At 60.2% G+C, this 18,883-nt stretch carries 13 protein-coding genes; 6 read left to right on the forward strand and 7 right to left on the reverse strand.

All coding sequences use genetic code 11. The features are described from left to right. Positions 1-77: 77 nt before the first annotated feature. From CQ009_RS03535 to CQ009_RS03555, 5 genes are all read right to left on the reverse strand, one after another. The gene (locus tag CQ009_RS03535) at positions 78-725 is read right to left on the reverse strand and encodes a response regulator (protein WP_064389280.1); all 648 of its coding nucleotides are present in this window, start codon (positions 723-725) and stop codon (positions 78-80) included. Positions 726-747: 22 nt separating this feature from the next. After that, entirely contained in the window at positions 748-3,915 is a 3,168-nt protein-coding gene (locus CQ009_RS03540) for a hybrid sensor histidine kinase/response regulator (protein WP_105704884.1), read from the reverse strand. A gap of 86 nt (positions 3,916-4,001) precedes the next feature. Beyond that, positions 4,002-5,189 carry an EAL domain-containing response regulator gene (locus tag CQ009_RS03545; protein WP_064389282.1) on the reverse strand — a complete coding sequence of 396 codons (1,188 nt, stop codon included), beginning with the start codon at positions 5,187-5,189 and terminating at the stop codon, positions 4,002-4,004. Continuing rightward, positions 5,176-7,977, reverse strand: a complete 2,802-nt coding sequence (locus tag CQ009_RS03550) for an ATP-binding protein (protein WP_105704885.1) — start codon at positions 7,975-7,977, stop codon at positions 5,176-5,178. The genes CQ009_RS03545 and CQ009_RS03550 overlap by 14 nt, the downstream gene beginning before the upstream one ends. Before the next feature lie 54 nt (positions 7,978-8,031). Next, positions 8,032-9,000 carry a fimbrial protein gene (locus CQ009_RS03555; RefSeq protein WP_105704886.1) on the reverse strand — a complete coding sequence of 323 codons (969 nt, stop codon included), beginning with the start codon at positions 8,998-9,000 and terminating at the stop codon, positions 8,032-8,034. 179 nt (positions 9,001-9,179) lie between these two features. Here CQ009_RS03555 and CQ009_RS03560 point away from each other — a divergent pair, with 179 nt between their 5' ends. The 5 genes from CQ009_RS03560 (at position 9,180) to CQ009_RS03580 (ending at position 15,560) form a co-directional block, all read left to right on the forward strand. Next, entirely contained in the window at positions 9,180-10,499 is a 1,320-nt protein-coding gene (locus tag CQ009_RS03560) for a DUF308 domain-containing protein (RefSeq protein WP_105704887.1), read from the forward strand. 231 nt (positions 10,500-10,730) lie between these two features. Beyond that, positions 10,731-11,213, forward strand: a complete 483-nt coding sequence (locus CQ009_RS03565; protein WP_064389286.1) for a MarR family winged helix-turn-helix transcriptional regulator — start codon at positions 10,731-10,733, stop codon at positions 11,211-11,213. Next, the gene (locus CQ009_RS03570; protein WP_105704888.1) at positions 11,203-12,672 is read left to right on the forward strand and encodes an efflux transporter outer membrane subunit; all 1,470 of its coding nucleotides are present in this window, start codon (positions 11,203-11,205) and stop codon (positions 12,670-12,672) included. The genes CQ009_RS03565 and CQ009_RS03570 overlap by 11 nt, the downstream gene beginning before the upstream one ends. A 15-nt stretch (positions 12,673-12,687) precedes the next feature. Further along, positions 12,688-13,890 (forward strand): efflux RND transporter periplasmic adaptor subunit, encoded by a 1,203-nt coding sequence (locus CQ009_RS03575; RefSeq protein ID WP_105704889.1) that lies wholly within the window; start codon positions 12,688-12,690, stop codon positions 13,888-13,890. Between the two features lie 140 nt (positions 13,891-14,030). Beyond that, positions 14,031-15,560 (forward strand): DHA2 family efflux MFS transporter permease subunit, encoded by a 1,530-nt coding sequence (locus CQ009_RS03580; protein ID WP_095050765.1) that lies wholly within the window; start codon positions 14,031-14,033, stop codon positions 15,558-15,560. Positions 15,561-15,677: 117 nt separating this feature from the next. On the opposite strand, the gene lpxH is transcribed toward CQ009_RS03580, so the two are convergent. Then, complete coding sequence (lpxH, locus tag CQ009_RS03585; RefSeq protein WP_064389290.1) at positions 15,678-16,430, reverse strand: UDP-2,3-diacylglucosamine diphosphatase; 753 nt, start codon at positions 16,428-16,430, stop codon at positions 15,678-15,680. Then, a complete protein-coding gene (locus CQ009_RS03590; RefSeq protein WP_064389291.1) occupies positions 16,427-16,933 on the reverse strand; it encodes a peptidylprolyl isomerase in 507 nt (168 codons plus the stop codon). Before CQ009_RS03590 ends, lpxH begins: the two co-directional genes overlap by 4 nt. Positions 16,934-17,182: 249 nt before the next feature. Between CQ009_RS03590 and CQ009_RS03595 the strand changes: the two genes are divergently transcribed. Continuing rightward, a complete protein-coding gene (locus CQ009_RS03595) occupies positions 17,183-18,880 on the forward strand; it encodes a glutamine--tRNA ligase/YqeY domain fusion protein (protein ID WP_105704890.1) in 1,698 nt (565 codons plus the stop codon). The last annotated feature ends 3 nt before the right edge of the window (positions 18,881-18,883 follow it).

Genomic DNA, 18,883 nt, shown 5'->3' on the forward strand with positions numbered 1-18,883 from the left:
ACAATAAAATGCGGTTTACCGGTGGAACATCAGACGATCCTTAGAAGTTCGGAAACTGCCGGAAAGTGTCTTTTTCATTAGTTAAACAAGTTACGTTCTATGCAGTAAGTCAATAACTCTTGGTCGCTGCTGACGTCCAGCTTGCGCATTGCCGAGATTTTCTGCGTGCTGATGGTCTTGGCACTTCTGTTCAAGTGGCGGGCAATGTCGTTGACGCCTTGGCCCTGAACGAACAAACGCAGGATTTCATGTTCCTTCGGCGACAGCCTTGAAAAGCGTTCGTCCAGATCAGCGCCGTCGTTCACTACGGATGTCGGCGCGGGTGCCTGCCAGCGCACCGGGTTGCCTTTGGCGATGGCTCTGAGTGCTGTCTCGATTTCGTCGTGCAACTGGTTTTTCTGAATGACCGCCAGCACACCCAGTTCCTGCAGGCGCGTGAGGATCAACGGATTGGAAATCATCGTCAGTACCAGTACCCGAACCTTGGGAAAGTGCCTTATCAAGTACTCCACCAGTTTCAGGCCGTCACCGTAAGGCGAAGCGGCGGGCATGTTGAAGTCGGTGATCAACAGATCTACAGGCTTGGTCTCCAGCAGCTTGATCAGCTCATCGGAGCCAACGGCTTCGCCCACCACGCGAAAGCGTTGGTCACGCTCGACCAGTTCCCGCACCCCCAGCAGCACGATGGGGTGATCATCGGCAATGACAACGTTGAAGGTTTCCATGAGTGATTTATCCAGAGTGAAGTTATTCGAGGGAGTCGAGCAGATCTTGCAGCCGCGTCAGATTCTGTCGCACCGCCACGGCCAGAGCGGGCGTCACGGCCATGCCGGTCAAACGACATTCCAGCTCGACAAACGCGCTGGCCAGCGCATTGATCTGCACCGCCCCCAGCGCCCCTGCCATGCTGTGCAGTTGCTGCGCCACGCTGTTGGCGTCTGCCGCATCCAGTGCCGCCAGGGTGGTCTGAATATCCTGGTGCAGGGTCTCGACAAACAGCTCGCGCATTTTTGCTGATAGCGGCGGCGGGGCATCGATAACGGGGGCCACAGCGATTTTGCAATGTTGCTCAAGTTGCGTACGCAGGGTGGCAAGGTTAAGCGGCTTGACCATCCACGCGTTCATGCCGACGGCGGCGCAGCGCTCGCCTTCTTCGCGCAGGGCGTTGGCGGTGACGCCGATGATCGGCAGTGTCGAGTCCTGCTGGCGTACTGCTTCAGCTAACCGGTAGCCGTTCATGACCGGCATGTTGACGTCGGTCAGCAGCAGATCGAAGCGGCCGGGCGCCCACTGCGCCAGGGCCTGTTCGCCATTCGCAGCGACGATCACCGAGCAGCCGAGGGCTTCCAGTTGTTCCTTGATGATCGCCGCGTTGATCACGTTGTCTTCGGCCACCAGCACCTGCAGATTCAGTGGGCGAGTCTTTGCCTGCAACGCGGCGGGGCGCTGCGCATTGGCGCCGTGTTGTGCCAGATAAATCGCCCAGGCAATCGCGCGTACATCGTCGGCGTCGACCGCCCAGTCTGCATCGCTTGGCTGCGCCGGATTGGGGCCGCCCGCAATGGCAACGATCCTTGGCCCGCTCCAGTGCGGGGCGTTGTCGAGCGGGGTGAGGTCCACCAGCAGCGCCGAGGATGGCGGCATCTCGGTCGTCACCAAGCGGCAATCCAGACCAAAACGCTTGAGCCAGGCCATCAGGTGCAGCGCCAGTTCGCTGATCGGTGCACGTACATAAACGGCGGGGCTGCTGGCCACGAAAGCGGGGCAGTCGGCCAAACTGCCCGGCCTGTTCTCCAGCGTGAGTTGCAGGGTAAAACTGCTGCCCAGTCCCGGTTCGCTGACCACGCTCAACTGGCCGTGCATCAACTCGCACAGCCATTTGCAAATGGCCAGGCCCAGACCCGCACCGGCCTGACTGTCGGCGTCGTTGACCTGATAGAACGGGTCGAACAATTGCTGTTGCTGCGCTTGGGAAATCCCCACCCCCGAATCGCTGACCTGCCACTGTACTTCGGCGTTATCGGCGGCGTTTTGCAACACGCGTACGCGCAGCACCACGCGACCGTTGTCGGTAAACTTGATCGCGTTGCTCAGCAGGTTGTTGAGGATCTGGCGGATGCGCAACGGGTCACCGCGCAGTCGATCCGGCAACGTCGAATCGATGCACGCATACAGTTGCAGGCCTTTGGCGCGGGCAAAGGCGCTGTAAGTGCGCACTACGTCTTCAGTCAGCTCTAGCGGACAGAAGTCCTGAAGCTCAAGGGTCATTTGCCCGGCTTCGATCTTCGACACGTCCAGCACATCGCTGATCAGCTTGAACAGGCTGGCGGAGGAGCGCTGGATGGTGTCCAGATAATCCTGCTGGCGCGGCGCGAGCGGCGTCAGGCCGAGCAATTCGAGGGTGCCCAGCACGCCATAGAGAGGGGTGCGAATCTCATGGCTCATGGTGGCGAGGAAGCGGCTCTTGGCCTGGTTGGCCGAGTCGGCGGCCTGACGGGCTTCTTCAAGAGCGGCGGCGTCTTCGATATGCCGAGTCACGTCATGCAACGCACACAACCAGGCATCCTGGCCTTGATAGCGCGTCGAGACGAAGGCCAGATGCAGATGACGCCCGTCGATCTCGAGATCGGCATGCCCGGACTCGCTGTGCGCCTTGAGCAGGCTCATCAAACGGCTGCTGTCGTGCCATTGCTGGGCGCGCTGGTTTTCCAGGAGCACTTGGTGATCGCTGCGGCGGATCACACAGAGGCCGGTCGGCGCGGTGTCGATCACCGCACGGCTGAACGCCTCGCTTTCGGCAATGCTCGCGTGCGCACTTTGCGCGGGGATGATCACGCGCGCGGTGTACCAGCGATTGATGACGCGACCGCAACCAAGCAACGCCAGCACCACCGCCACGAGGCACAGCAATGGCCACAGCGCGTAACTGAGAAAACTGCGCAGGCTGATGACGTAGATTGCGGTCCAGTGCTGTGCGCCGGGGCTGCTCAGTTTGAACACCAGGCCGTCACGGTCGAAATTTATCCCCTCATCCAGTACCTGGTCGGATCTCTGTGCGCCGGTCAGGACCACGCCGGCCGGGGTGATCAAGGTGAAGTCATCGTAAATCGACCACTCCATCAATCGCTCGATGTTGTTGACCTGAGACAGTTTCAGCAGCGTCCCGACCACCACCCAGGAATCGGCGCCCTCGATGGTCAGCGTTGGCTGCAGCAGATTGATCCTGACGTAGGCCAGCAACGTCGGTGTTGCCTCGTGGTCCTGAGTGGGCGGGTAGGGTGCCCAATGCACTTGATGATCGGCCGCTGATGAAGGCTGTTCGCGTGTGTGCTGGTTCACCTGGCTCATGACTTGGGCAAACGCGCCGATCTGCATCGGGCCAGCACCGCGCAAGCGCCCGGCGGAGGGCACGGCCACGTCGAAATTGTCGGGGCCATTGAGCAGGATCACTTGCGGCGACTGATAGTGCGATGCCGCCCAGAACGCGCTGTAGTAGGCGGCCAGATAACTTCCCAGCGCGAAAACCTTGGGGTATTGGTCGGCGGCGATTCTGTGCGGATCGATCTTGACACTGAACGGCAGTGAAAACGGCAAGCCGCGACCTTCATAGATATTCGGACCTTCATCGGGCAGCAGCTTTTGCGAATAGGTGGGCAACACCACCAAAGGGAAATATCGACCCTTGGCACTGGCCTGGGAGATATCGCGCAGAAACACTTCCTGCTCGTGGATGTTCTCCATCAATCGGGCGAAGTGAAACTGCAGGGTGTCGCGCTGCTCTTCGAGCATGCGCAGCACCCCCACATAGCTGATGCCCAACAGCAGCAACACCAGTGCGCCGAGCAGCAGCAGCGTTTTGTTCAAACGCAGCGAACTGCTGGCCAGTTTGTCCAGAAATGCATTGGTATGCGGCATTACAGCGCCTGACCAGCGGTGATGGGGCAGTCTTGGGGCACAGTGACCTCGGTAGCAAGCGACGTTCAACAATAGCCACGTGCCGCTCACCAGGCGTTCGCTGGCCCGTCGTGGGTCAGCAACTGCTGGAACTGATCTGCAGAGACGGCGTGGGAGATCAGGAAACCCTGAACCTGAGTGCAGTCGATTTTACGCAACAGAGCAAGTTCTTGTGCGGTTTCTACACCTTCGGCCACCACCGTCAGGCCCAATTGCCGACCGAGGCTGACAATACTGGTCAACGCCTGCGCGAGTTCGGCGTTGGCATGGCAACCCTGGACCAGTGCGCGGTCGATTTTCAGTTCGGTGAACGGCGCCGACACCAGGTTCATATACGAGCTGTAGCCCTTGCCAAAATCATCCTGCGACAGACCGAAACCTTTGATCCGCAAGCGGCAGGCGCCGGCGTAGAAATTGCTGATGTCATCGGGCACCGAGCACTCCATCAATTCGAAACAGATCCGCGCGGGCAAGCCTTGATGGGCAAGCACGAAGGCGAGAATGCGATCAGGCAGGTCATGGCTGTTGAGCAGGTGCGTGGGCAGGTTGACCGAGACCGGAATGTCATAACCCTGCTCGCGCCACGTAGCCTGGGCGGCGATCGCCTGTTTCAGCACGCACCAGAGCAACGGCTCTTCGAGACCAAAAGCAATCAACGCCGGCAAAAATACCCCGGGCAACAGCGTGCCATGTTCAGGATGATTCCAGCGTATCAGCGCTTCGGCGGCGACGATCCGGCCATTGTTCAAAGCCTTCTTCGGTTGAAACCACGCTTGCAGCTCACCGTTGTCGAGGGCATTGCAAATACTCTGGCGATCAATGCCGGGATGCGTCGCCGCCGGGACGCTCTGGCGCAGCGCCTGCAATTGATCGATCAGGCAGCGCAGGGCGGCCGCATTCACCGGTTTCGAAATCAGTCCGATGACTTTCACTTGCAGGTTGCTCGCGACCAGACTGGCGCCCATCAACATGCGTCGCGAGGCGGCGCTCATGATCGCCAGTGCCGGGCGCGAACGCTGCGCGGCGAGGCCCTGAATAAACTGCACGCCGTCCATGCCCGGCATCAGCAAATCGGTGAGCACCAGATCGAAGTCGCGGTGTTTCAGGCAGTCCAATGCTTCTTCGCCGTCCCTGGCGCACGCCAGATCGAAGTCGCCCAACTCGCTGAACAGGTTCTGCAAATACAGGTGCTGGAAGGGGTGGTCTTCGACAATCAGAATGCTACAGGGCTTCATGGGCGACTCGTTCGTAGGGAGCCAGGACAGCGAACAAGGCTCGAAGCGTAAAAGGTTTGACCAGGCAGTGATTCATGCCGGCAGCCAGGCACAGCGCGTCCTCACCGCGCAGGGCGTTGGCGGTCGCGCCGATGATCGGAATGCTGCAACCGAGGCGCCGCAGGGCTTTGGCCAACTCGTAACCGTTGAGACGGGGCATGTTGACGTCGGTCAGAACCAGGTCGAACGCAGCGTCGGGCCACAGCGCCAAGGCCTCTTCACCATCGCTGGCCAGCGCCACCGTGCAGCCGAGTTCTTCGAGCTGATCGCGCAGGATCAGTTGATTGATGACGTTGTCTTCGACCACCAGGATGTGCAGGTGCAACGCGCTCATCGCGTGGGGCTCACTGTCTTGCGGGCGGTGAACGATCTGGCCGCTCTGGGCCTGGCGAACGGCCCGTTGAATCGCCAGCAGATCATTCAGATTGACCTGCCAGCCGTCGCCGCTGAACTGCGGCTCGTGGGCGCCGTCACCGCTGGCCAGTACGCGCGGCCCACGCCATGTCAGGTTCGGGCGCTGTCCGAAGGCCGCGGGATACAGTTCCAGCAACACTGCCGTTGTATCAGGCTCGATGTCGTCCGGTGCGCCGATATGCGCGCGGGCGCCCCAACGATGCAACCAGCCACTGACGCTGTCGGCCAGTTCGCGCACGGGCGAAACGACATAGACAATGTCCGCTGCCAAGGGCGGCAAAGCTGCGGATGGTGTGTTGCTGCAGCGTTGCTCCAGCGGCACGCTCAGGGAAAAACTGCTGCCAAGGCCCGGCTCGCTGACCATGCGCAGGGTGCCATTCATCAAGTGGGTCAGACGCTGGCAGATCGGCAACCCCAGGCCGGTGCCGGCAACCACATTGGTGTTGCCGGCGGTCTGGTAGAACGGTTCGAAAATAAACGCCTGATCGTCATGGGCGATGCCTTTGCCGGTGTCCGAAACCTGCCATTGCAGACACACGCGTTCGCCTTCGCGAGCGAGCAGTCTGACCCGCAACACCACGCGCCCGGAATCGGTGAACTTGACCGCGTTGCTCAGCAGGTTGTTGAGGATCTGTCGTACCCGGCTGACATCGCCGATCAAGCGCTCAGGCAGTTGCGGGTCCAGGCAGGCATAGAGTTGCAGGCCTTTGCTTTGCGCGGCAGCGGCGTAACCCTGCACCACCTCGTGCACCAGGTCCGGGACGGAAAATTCGCTCAGCTCCAGCGCCAGTTGCCCGGCCTCGATCTTCGATACATCGAGCACGTCGCAAATCAACTGCAGCAACGTCGCCGATGATCCCTCGATCGCCCGCAGGTAACTTTTTTGCTGAGTGTCCAGTTGCGTGCGCGCCAGCAATTCCAGGGTGCCCAATACACCGTAGAGCGGGGTGCGGATTTCGTGGCTCATGGTCGCCAGAAACAAGGTCTTCGCTTCGTTGGCGGCATCCGCCGATTGGCGTGCCTGTTCCAGTGCTGCTTCGATTTGCCGCCGTGCGCTGATATCGCTAAATGCACAGAGCAACACGTCTTCACCCTTGTAGCGGGTGGGCGCACAGCTCAGGTACAGGTGACGGCCGTCGGCGGTCTCGAAGTAATCGGTCAGGCATGGTGTGGTTTCGTCAAACGCATCACGGATCCAGCCCGCGCCCAGTTGCTCGCTGCACTGGCCCAGCCATTGCCGGGCGAGGGTGTTATCCAGCACCACTTGGCCGTCACTGCGGCGCAGCACGCACAGCGCCACCGGCGCGGTCTGAATCACGTCGCGGCTGAACAGTTCGCTTTCCACCAGCGCCTGTATGCGCTGGATCGCCGGGGTAATGACGCGATGCTCCAGACGACGAACCAACAGGCACACCAGGCTGATACTCAACACGCAGAACAGCAGCGCACCGAGCATTTGTGGCCACAACGCACGCAGCACTGACAGCAAATCAATGGAGTAAGTCAGCTGCCAATCCGACGATTTCAGCTGTTTGCGCAACACCAACTGCTCGGGCAGCCAGCCATCGCCGACGAAGCCGAAGAAATCCTGTTGCCTTAGGAGCGGCAGGTTCTGTTCCGGCGGAGGTCTATGGCTGTTGCTGAACAGCGGTTTGCCTTGTGAGTTGAACATGGTGAACTCGCCGGCACTGTGGTCGTTCAAGGCTCTGGACACTTCACGGTCGTCCATTTCCAGACCAAGCCAGCCGGAGTGGACATCACGTTCATCCAAGCGAATGAAGATGTACAACTGCGAGTGCCCGTCTGCGGCATGGGTCAGCCACAGTTCCGACAAAGTCGCCGTGAGCTTGAGCGCTTCCAACTGATCCAGCGTGGCCTGTGGCAAACCGACGACCAGCGGTGTCGCGTTGTATAGCCGCAATACATGACCGCCGTTGCTGACATATAGCAGGTTGAGCTGCTTGGCTTTCAGGTAATCGCGCATGCGCTGGGTCAACCAGATGCTCCACTGTTTGCCCGGCGTTTGCCCCAGCAGCAGACGGATTTCTTCTTCGGACACCGGCACGTTTATTTTCGCCTTGCGTGTGGCCGACAAGCTCAGGCTCTCCAGCAGCGCTTCACGGGTGGTGAAAAAGGTGTGCGCTTCGGCGATGGCGCTGCTCATGTAGCTGCGCCGTTGGGAAATCTCATTATTGAAGGTAAACAGCAGGAAGCTGTAGACGCCGCCAAGGATGCCCACCAGCAGCACCAGGGCAAAAATGCGCAGCAGGCGCCGCGCCGCATCGGGCGAGGACAGCAGCGGGCTGATCTGATGGAGGTAGTTCTTCAATCTCATCGCGGCACTCTATGGAGGGCCGGCAGCGAGGAAAATCAGACGATCCTTAGAGTGCTACAAGTAATTGACGATGAAGGTGACTTCGGTGTTGGCGCTGCCGGCCTTGAGTTCGCCCGTGGGCAGACGGTAGTACGCGGCGGTTAACGGGATCTTGAAATCGGTGCCGGTGGTGGTGAAGGCGTTGAACGGGTAGGTGGTGTCGAATACGATCGGTTGCCCGACATCGTTCATCAATTGCAGGCCGATGCCGCTGGCGGTGGAGGTGCTATTGAGTGCAACGATGCCCTTGGTCGCGTCGATGACGGGCGTGGTGGCCTTGAGCGAATAGGTGACTTTCTTGATGCCGGTCTGGCACTGATTCAAGGCGATGTCGAAGCGCACGGTGCGGGGTTTGGCGCCCGCTTCGCTAAACTCCTGGAGTTGATAGTCATCGCCCATGGCGACCGGCACGGCAGGGGTCTGGCAGGAGGCTGCATTCAACACCAGCGCATTGGCCAGATTGAAGTTATTCAGAATCAGCTCGCCGGCTTTCAGGCTGCCGAGGTTGCCGGCCGGTATCGTGATCTGCGCCGCCAACGGGCCTGACTTGACGATTTCCAGGCGGATCGAGCCTGACATCACGCCGTAGCCTTTTGGGGCGACCGAAAAGAGCGAGGGCTCATAGCGATCCAGCATACCCATCCAGATACGGAACGACAGCCCGGTCTTGCCCAGGGGGAAGGTCGTGACGCTACTGGTCGGGGAGCCAAATGCGGGATTGACCGCTATTCCGTAGAACGAGCTCGCATTGCACGACCAACTGTGCGAGCTCGATTGCTGCGCGGTTTCCTGATAAACCACCGTGCCATCCGGTGTGTCGGCGGGGATGGTCAGGCCGCCATTGGCCAGGCTGGCGCCGTAACTGAGCGTTTGCGTGGAAGGGGAACTGTTGAAGCTACACGTCGCCATTGCGTCCGTTGCGCATGCCAGCAACGTCGCTGCGGCAAGAGTGAGCAGGGGGCGCTGCAGAGTTATTCGCTTCATGAAAAGGGCTATACGTGTCGGCCAAAGAGCGCCGTACGTTAAACACGCCATCTGCCAATGGACATCAGGCGATTCTTAGAACACGTTCCCGCGAATGCGCAAACGCGGCGATGTATTAGACTCAGCAAAGCCTGAAAACCGTGCAGGTTGTGCGGCCCCCGGTTCATAAGAGAGGTCATATGGTCCGCTTGAGTATGGTCTTGCTCGGTCACGAATTCGTCCGCAAGCGTTGGTCTGCGCTGGCGCTGACGGGCATCGCCTGGGGCGCGGCCGGTGTGGGCATCTTCATCGATGCGCTGGACGGCGTACTGTATTTCCCGCTGCATTTCTTTGGCTATCTGTTGTTGCTCGAAGCGCTGATCCTGCTGCTAGTGCCGGCACCGCAAGCCGGCACCGCTGCGGCCCTGCGCAGAGCGCGAGGTCTGGCGTTTCTCTTGTTGGGACTGCTGATCGTCGACCGGCAACACGCCGCCGGGCTGATTCTGGCGGTGCTGTTTGGAGGGGCTTTTTTGCTCGATGGCGGCTTTCGGTTGGCGGCGGCGCTGGTGGTGCGCTTTGCCGGTTGGCAAGTGTCGCTGCTGGCGGGGTTATTCGAAATCGGTTTTGGCGTATTTATCCTCGAACCGTACCCGACGCTTTATAAGGGCACGGTGCCGTTCTGCATTGGCATGAGCCTGTTTCTCTCGGGCTGCGCGTTGTTGCGGCAAGCGGTGCGCTTTAAAAACCAGCCGCCGCTGACCAGCCCTTTGTCGGTCAGTGTGCCGGCCAGCAGCAACGCGTTGGTGATTCACGTCTGGACCCCCAGCGGCACCGTGGATGACACTTTGGTGCGCAATCGGCTGCTCAACCGCTACATCGCGGCGGTCGACATCAATGGCGTTATCTCCGCCGGTCACGCGGCACTGGAATGCGGCTCGGACATTTACATCAGTCATTACCCGCAGGATGACATTGATCGTTCGGCCGGGGATTTCGTGCGCTTGCTGCGGGCGACGCCGAACAATGATGTTGCCGGCCGGTTTCTGCCGCACTATGTCGGCGAGGTGGCGGACTGGTGCCCGTCTTCGGTGCAGGTCAGTTTTGCCCGCTATGACGCCCGGCGCCTGCATGCGTTCTGGACGGAGTATCGGCAGAACAGCACGTACAACCTGACCAGTCGCAATTGTTCCAGTGCCGTCGCCCATAGCCTCGAAGCCGCGCTGGAAGGGGCGATGAACCGCGGCCATTCGAGCATGCTCGATTTCGCCCGAATCATGTTCAGCCCCGAGTTCTGGGTCGCCGCGCAAGTGCGCAAGCGCGCCGAGGTGATGGCCTGGACGCCCGGGCTGGTGCTCGACTATGCGCGGGCGCTGCATGCGGCCATCGAGCCGGCACCGCCGGGCTGGCACAGCATTTATGCGGTGAGCAAGCGTGCGTTTGGGTATGTGGCCACTGCGTTGCGCGGGCGTGAGGTGCATCCTGTGCAACCGCCATCTGTGCATCCTTCTGACGAATCCTGACCGACTTCACACCGAGTCGCTCCAATCGCGAGCAGGCTCACTCCTACATTTGAAATGCGTTCCCTTGTAGGAGTGAGCCTGCTCGCGATGGCGTCCGCCTGTGCGACACAAAAAAACCAACTCCACTGGTCAACTAATTGCAAAGCAACCTAACTATTGCGTTGACATTCGCTGCCTAGGCAGTAACATCTCGACATACATTCACTGCCTAGGCAGTTATTAGGTGAGCAAATGAAGCATTTCACCCCGGACGAATTCAAACACTGCCATCTCGGCCTGTTGCTTGGCCGTGCTGCGCTGCTCAAGGACCGGATCATCGACACCCACATGGAACCCCACGGCATCACCGCCGCGCAGTTCAAGGTGTTGATCATCATGGCTCAGTTCGGCGTCGATACCCCGGCCGAACTGTGCCGGCATCTGTCGCTCGACAGCGGTTCGATGACGCGCATGCTCGATCGTCTGGAACAGAAAGGCTTTCTGGCTCGCCACCGCAGCGAAGGCGATCGCCGTCAGGTGCAACTGAAACTGACCGAGCAAGGCCAGCAACTGGCCGATCGCCTGCCGCATATCGGCGCCGACGCAATGAATGAACTGGCCGGTGCCGTCACTTCGGACGAGTTAAAGACCCTGGAATACATCCTCAAGAAAATCCTGCTGGCAGCCGGTGACCCGATCACCATCCAGCGCTTAGGTGAACACAATGAGCGGTAAAACCTTGCGCAGCAGCCTCACTTTGGTGCTGTCGGCGATGATCCTCGCCGGTTGCGCCAACTACAGTGGCCTCGACACGTCGGGCGCGAGCCTCGATGCGAAAAGCCTGAAAGTCGGCCAGTCCCTCAACGGCGTGACCCTGTCGCCGGCCGCGTGGCCGAAGAGCGACTGGTGGGCCAGCCTTGGCGATCCGCAGCTCGACGGTCTGATCCGCGAAGCGTTGCACGACAGCCCGGACATGCAGATCGCTGAGGCCCGCGCGCATCAGGCCAGCGCCGCCGCGTATGCCGCCGATGCCGAACGTTATCCGACCCTCGACGCCAGCGCCGGCATCAGCCGTTCGCGTCTGGCTCGCGATCAGGATCCGCTGGGGCAGGGTGGGGCTTATTCGACGGTGCGTAACGTCAGTGCCGGTTTCAATTACAACTTCGACCTGTGGGGCGGTCAGCGTGATGCCTGGGAAGCCGCACTCGGTCAGGCTCGCGCCGCCGAAGTCGATCGTCAGGCTGCACAGCTGACGCTGGCCGCTGATGTTGCTCGCGCTTACAGCGATCTCGGTCAGGCGCACATCGTTTATGACCTGGCCAACGAAGACCTCAAGCGCACCAAGCAGATGCTCGACCTGAGCCAGCGTCGCCTGAGTTCCGGCATCGACAGCCAGTACCAGTTCCAGCAAACGCAAAGTCTGGAAGCCAGTTCCGAGGCCAGCCTGATCGACGCGGAAAAACGCCTGAACAGCGCCAAAATCGCCCTGGCCGTGCTGCTCGGCAAAGGCCCGGATCGCGGCAACGAAATCGCCCGGCCGAAAGTCCTGCAAGCCAGCGCGGTCGCCGTGCCTTCAGTACTGCCGGCAGAACTGCTCGGTCGTCGCCCGGATCTGGTCGCCGCGCGCTGGCGCGTAGAAGCGGCGAGCAAAGACATTGATTCGGCCAAGACCCAGTTCTATCCGAACTTGAACCTCACGGCCTCGGCCGGCGCCGAATCGTTGTTGGGTGACGCGATGTTCGGTTCGGCCAGTCGCTTCTTCAACATTGCCCCGACCATCTCGGTGCCGATCTTCGACGGCGGACGCCTGCGCGCCAACCTCGATGCGCGCGACGCCGATTACGATCTGGCGGTGGCGCAGTACAACAAAAGTCTGGTGAAAGCACTGGGCGATGTCAGCGACACGATCAACCAGTTGCGTGACATCGGTCGGCAGATCGGTGCGCAGCAGCACGCCACCGACATTGCCCAGGATTCTTACAACACCGTCGTCCAGCGTTACGGTTCCGGCATCGGCAACTACCTGGACGTGCTCAGCATTGAGCAGCAATTGCTGCAGGCCCAACGTCAGTTGGCCAATCTCAATGCCGAGCAGATCGACCTGTCGATTCAACTGATGCAAGCGCTGGGCGGCGGCTTCCAGGGTGACACCCTGACCGCAGCCAACGCCAGCCCAGCCACGCCGCACAACTAATTCAAGGTAATTGTCATGGCCACTGCCGAAAACACTCAATCTTCAGACAACACCCCCGACACCGGCAATCCGCGCAAACGCAAAGTGATGCTGCTGGCGCTGACCGTCATCGTCCTGCTCGCGTGTGCGGGCGTCTGGGCCTATCACGAATTTATCGGGCGCTTTAACGAAAGCACCGATGACGCCTACGTCAACGGCAACGTTGTCGAAATCACTCCGCTGGTGACCGGCACCGTGGTCAGCATCGGTGCTGACGATGGTGATCTGGTTCACGAAGGTCAGGTGCTGATCAACTTCGACCCGAACGACGCTGAAGTCGGTCTGCAAAGTGCGCAGGCGAAACTGGCGCGCACCGTGCGTCAGGTGCGCGGTCTGTACAGCAACGTTGACGGCATGAAAGCCCAGGTCAACGCGCAACAGGCCGAAGTGCAGAAGGCCCAGGACAACTACAACCGCCGGAAAAACCTGGCGCAGGGCGGGGCGATTTCCCAGGAAGAACTGTCCCACGCTCGCGACGACCTGACCTCGGCGCAAAACGCCTTGGCCAACGCCAAACAGCAACTGAAAACCACCAGCGCGCTGGTCGATGACACCGTGGTGTCGTCGCACCCGGACGTAATGTCGGCCGCCGCCGATCTGCGTCAGGCTTACCTGACCAATGCCCGCAGCACCTTGATCGCACCGGTCACCGGTTACGTGGCCAAGCGCACCGTGCAACTCGGTCAGCGCGTGCAACCGGGCACAGCGTTGATGGCGGTGATTCCGCTGGATCAACTGTGGATCGACGCCAACTTCAAGGAAACCCAACTGCGTGACATGCGCATCGGTCAGCCGGTCGATATCGAATCCGACATCTACGGCAGCGACGTGAAATACAGCGGCACCGTCGACAGCCTCGGCGCCGGTACCGGTAGTGCGTTCGCTCTGCTGCCAGCGCAGAACGCCACCGGTAACTGGATCAAGATCGTGCAGCGTGTGCCGGTGCGGATTCACATCAACGCCGAAGAACTGGCCAAGCACCCGCTGCGCGTCGGTCTGTCGACCAATGTTGAAGTGAACCTGCACGACCAGAGCGGCCCGGTGCTGGCGCAGCAGCCGCCGCAAAAAGCCTCGTTCAGCACCAGCGTCTACGACCGCCAACTGGCCGAAGCCGACGCGATGATTGCGCAGCTGATCCACGACAACAGCGCTGCGCTCAGCAAAACCGCGCAACGCTGATACCGACGCCGACCCTGTGGGAGCGAGCCTGCTCGCGAAAGCGGTGGGTCATTCAGCATTTAACTGTCTGAAAGGCCGCCTTCGCGAGCAGGCTCGCTCCCACAAGGGCATGGCGCCAACCCGGTTTCATAGGATTCACAATGAGCAATAACGCCTCTTTCACGCCGCCCAGCCTGTTGCTCAGCACCATCGGCCTGTCGCTGGCGACGTTCATGCAAGTGCTCGACACCACCATCGCTAACGTGGCGCTGCCGACGATTTCCGGCAACCTCGGGGTGAGTTCGGAGCAGGGCACCTGGGTGATCACTTCGTTCGCCGTGAGCAACGCAATTGCGCTGCCGCTGACCGGTTGGCTCAGCCGCCGTTTCGGTGAGGTGAAGCTGTTTCTCTGGGCCACCATTCTGTTTGTGCTGGCCTCGTTTCTCTGCGGTATCTCGACGTCGATGCCGGAACTGATCGGTTTCCGCGTCCTGCAAGGTCTGGTCGCCGGGCCGCTGTACCCGATGACGCAAACCCTGTTGATCGCGGTTTATCCGCCGGCGAAGCGAGGCATGGCCCTGGCGTTACTGGCGATGGTCACGGTGGTCGCGCCGATTGCAGGGCCGATTCTTGGTGGCTGGATTACTGACAGCTACAGCTGGCCGTGGATTTTCTTCATCAACGTGCCGATCGGGATTTTTGCGGTGATGGTGGTGCGTTCGCAATTGGCCAAGCGCCCGGTGGAAACCAGCCGTCAGCCGATGGATTACGTCGGTCTGATCACGCTGATCATTGGTGTTGGCGCCTTGCAGGTGATCCTCGACAAGGGCAATGATCTGGATTGGTTCGAGTCGAACTTCATCATTATCGGCGCGGCGATTTCGGTGATCGCGCTGGCGGTGTTCGTTATCTGGGAAATGACCGATCAGCATCCGGTGGTGAATCTGCGGCTGTTCGCCTACCGCAACTTCCGCATCGGCACGTTGGTGTTGGTGCTGGGTTACGCCGGGTTCTTCGGTATCAACCTGATTTTGCCGCAGTGGTTGCAGACGCAAATGGGTTACACCGCGACCTGGGCCGGTCTGGCCGTGGCGCCGATCGGCATTCTGCCGGTGCTGCTGTCGCCGTTTGTCGGCAAGTACGCGAACAAGTTCGACCTGCGTCTGTTGGCCGGGCTGGCGTTTCTGGCGATTGGGCTGAGTTGCTTTATGCGGGCTGGGTTCACCAATGAAGTGGACTTCCAGCACATCGCTCTGGTGCAGTTGTTCATGGGTATTGGCGTGGCGCTGTTCTTTATGCCGACCTTGAGCATTTTGATGTCGGACTTGCCGCCGAGCCAGATTGCCGATGGCGCGGGTCTGGCGACTTTTCTGCGGACGTTGGGCGGTAGCTTTGCGGCGTCGCTGACCACGTGGATCTGGATTCGCCGCGCGGATCAGCATCACGCGTATATGAGCGAAAGCATCAGTACCTTTGAACCGGCGACGCGCGAGACCTTGAATCATTTGGGCGGGGCAAGCCAATCGGCTTATGCGCAGATGGATCAGATTTTGACGAGCCAGGCGTACATGCTCTCTACCGTGGATTACTTCACGTTGTTGGGCTGGGGCTTTATGGGCTTGATTCTGATTGTGTGGCTGGCCAAACCGCCGTTTGCCGCCAAGGCAGGGCCTGCTGCTTCCGGGCACTGATCCCGCAAGATCGTTCCCACGCTCTGCGTGGGAATGCCTCAACGGACGCTCTGCGTTCGGCTCTGGATGGGACGCGGAGCGTCCCGGGCTGCATTCCCACGCGGAGCGTGGGAACGATCATGCGCTCGGGGCGGGCAGGGCTGGCGGCGGGGCGAAGTCGAATGGCGCGAGGGCGTACCCGCTCTCATCCACCTGCAACGCCCAACCCTGGCGATCCCAATCGCCCAGCACAATCCGCTTCGCCGCTTCATCACCGATCTGCAACTTGTGAATCGCCGGGCGATGGGTGTGGCCGTGAATCAGGGTTTTCACCCCGTATTCCTGCATGATCCGCGGAATTTCCTCAGGCGTGACATCGACAATGTCATTGGCCTTCATCCGCGTCTGCGCCTTGCTCTCGCTGCGCAATTTGCGCGCCAGTTTATGGCGGCTGCTCAGTGGCAGGTTGCGCAGGATAAACAGGGTGATCGGGTTACGCAGATAACGCCGCAGCTTCATATAGCCAACGTCGCGGGTGCACAGGCTGTCGCCGTGCATCAACAGCACCGGCTCGCCATAGAACTGCACGACACTCGGGTCCTTCAACAACGTACAGCCGGCCTGCTTGCAGAAGGCCTTGCCGAGCATGAAGTCGCGATTGCCGTGCATCAGAAAAATCGCCGTGCCGCTGTCGCTCAATTGGCGCAGGGCCTGGCAGATGGAACGCTGGAAGGGCGTCATGGCGTCGTCGCCAATCCACGCTTCGAAGAAGTCGCCAAGAATGTACAACGCACTCGCCGAGCGGGCGCGTCCGGCGAGCAAATCCAGAAACGCCCGGGTAATGTCCGGGCGCTCCTCTTCCAGATGCAAGTCTGAAATCAGCAATATCACGCTTCGATGATCTCGGCTTTCTCGATGATCACGTCGTCTGCTGGTACGTCCTGGTGGCCGGCCTTGGAAGTGGTCGAAACACCTTTGATCTTGTCGACAACTTCAGTACCGGCGGTCACTTTACCGAATACTGCGTAGCCCCAGCCTTGAGCGTTCTTGCCGCTGTGGTTGAGGAAGGTGTTATCGGCAACGTTGATGAAGAACTGTGCGGAAGCCGAATGCGGCTCCATGGTGCGGGCCATGGCAACGGTGTACTTCTCGTTGGAAAGACCGTTGTCAGCTTCGTTCTGGATGCTTGGACGCTTGTCTTTCTTTTCCTTCATGCCTGGCTCGAAACCGCCGCCCTGGATCATGAAGTTACCGATGACACGGTGGAAAACGGTGTTGGTGTAGTGACCGGCGTTGACGTACTCGATGAAGTTGGCGACGGTGATCGGCGCCTTTTCAGCGTTCAGTTCGATGACGATGTCGCCATGATTGGTGGTCAATTTAACTTGAGTCATGATCGCTACTCTTTAGAGGAATTCGTGGTTTTGGGACATCGAGCCCCCAAACCGGTTCAGCCAGCGTGGGCCAAGGTGCGCAGTTTAGCGTGACAGGCGCGAATTTCGAGGTTGTTTTTCAATTCCCGGCGATAAAAAGCACACCTTTATAGGGCCTGCTCTGTCAGCCCCTTGACAGCATCGGCTATGATAGCGGCTTTGTTTTGTCTGGCCCCCTCTGCGGCCGCGCACACGTAAGTCAAGGATCCTATGAGCAAGCCCACTGTCGACCCTACCTCGAATGCCAAGTCCGGCCCTGCCGTGCCGGTCAATTTCCTGCGGCCGATCATCCAGGCAGACCTGGACTCGGGCAAGCACACGCAGATCGTCACCCGTTTCCCGCCTGAGCCCAACGGCTACCTGCACATCGGCCACGCCAAGTCGATCTGCGTGAACTTCGGCCTGGCCCAGGAGTTCGGCGGCGTCACGCACCTGCGTTTCGACGACACCAACCCGGCCAAGGAAGATCAGGAATACATCGACGCAATCGAAAGCGACGTCAAATGGCTGGGCTTCGAATGGTCCGGCGAAGTGCGCTACGCCTCGCAGTATTTCGACCAGTTGCACGATTGGGCCGTCGAACTGATCAAGGCCGGCAAAGCCTACGTCGACGACCTGACCCCGGAGCAGGCCAAGGAGTACCGTGGCAGCCTGACCGAGCCAGGCAAGAACAGCCCGTTCCGCGACCGTTCGGTTGAAGAGAACCTCGACTGGTTTGCGCGCATGCGCGCCGGTGAGTTCCCGGACGGCGCCCGAGTGCTGCGCGCGAAGATCGACATGGCCTCGCCGAACATGAACCTGCGCGACCCGATCATGTATCGCATCCGTCACGCGCATCACCACCAGACCGGTGACAAGTGGTGCATCTACCCGAACTACGACTTCACCCACGGTCAGTCGGACGCCATCGAAGGCATCACCCACTCGATCTGCACCCTTGAGTTCGAAAGCCATCGTCCGTTGTACGAGTGGTTCCTCGACGCACTGCCAGTGCCGGCGCACCCGCGTCAGTACGAGTTCAGCCGCCTGAACCTCAACTACACCATCACCAGCAAGCGCAAGCTCAAGCAGCTGGTCGATGAAAAGCACGTGCATGGCTGGGACGATCCGCGCATGTCCACGCTGTCGGGCTTCCGCCGCCGTGGCTACACGCCAAAATCGATCCGCAACTTCTGCGAAATGATCGGCACCAACCGTTCCGACGGCGTGGTCGACTTCGGCATGCTCGAATTCAGCATCCGTGACGACCTCGACCAGACCGCACCGCGTGCGATGTGCGTGCTGCGTCCGCTGAAAGTCGTTATCACCAACTACCCGGAAGGCCAGGTCGAAAACCTCGAACTGCCGCGTCACCCGAAAGAAGACATGGGCGTGCGCGCTCTGCCATTTGCCCGGGAAATCTACATCGACCGTGACGACTTCATGGAAGAGCCGCCGAAGGGCTACAAGCGCCTCGAACCGGCCGGTGAAGTGCGTCTGCGCGGCAGCTACGTGATCCGTGCCGACGAAGCGATCAAGGACGCCGACGGCAACATCGTCGAACTGCGTTGCTCGTACGATCCAGAAACGCTGGGCAAGAACCCTGAAGGCCGCAAGGTCAAAGGCGTGATCCACTGGGTGCCGGCCGCGGCCAGCGTCGAGTGCGAAGTGCGTCTGTACGATCGTCTGTTCCGTTCGGCCAACCCAGAGAAGGCTGAAGACAGCGCGAGTTTCCTCGACAACATCAACCCTGACTCACTGCAAGTGCTGACCGGTTGTCGTGCTGAGCCATCGCTTGGCAATGCACAGCCGGAAGACCGTTTCCAGTTCGAGCGCGAAGGTTACTTCGTTGCCGATTTGAAGGACTCGAAACCAGGTCAGCCGGTATTCAACCGTACCGTGACCCTGCGTGATTCGTGGGGCCAGTGATTC

Origin of the sequence: Pseudomonas sp. MYb2 (assembly GCF_002979955.1) — a bacterium.
GTDB lineage: Bacteria > Pseudomonadota > Gammaproteobacteria > Pseudomonadales > Pseudomonadaceae > Aquipseudomonas.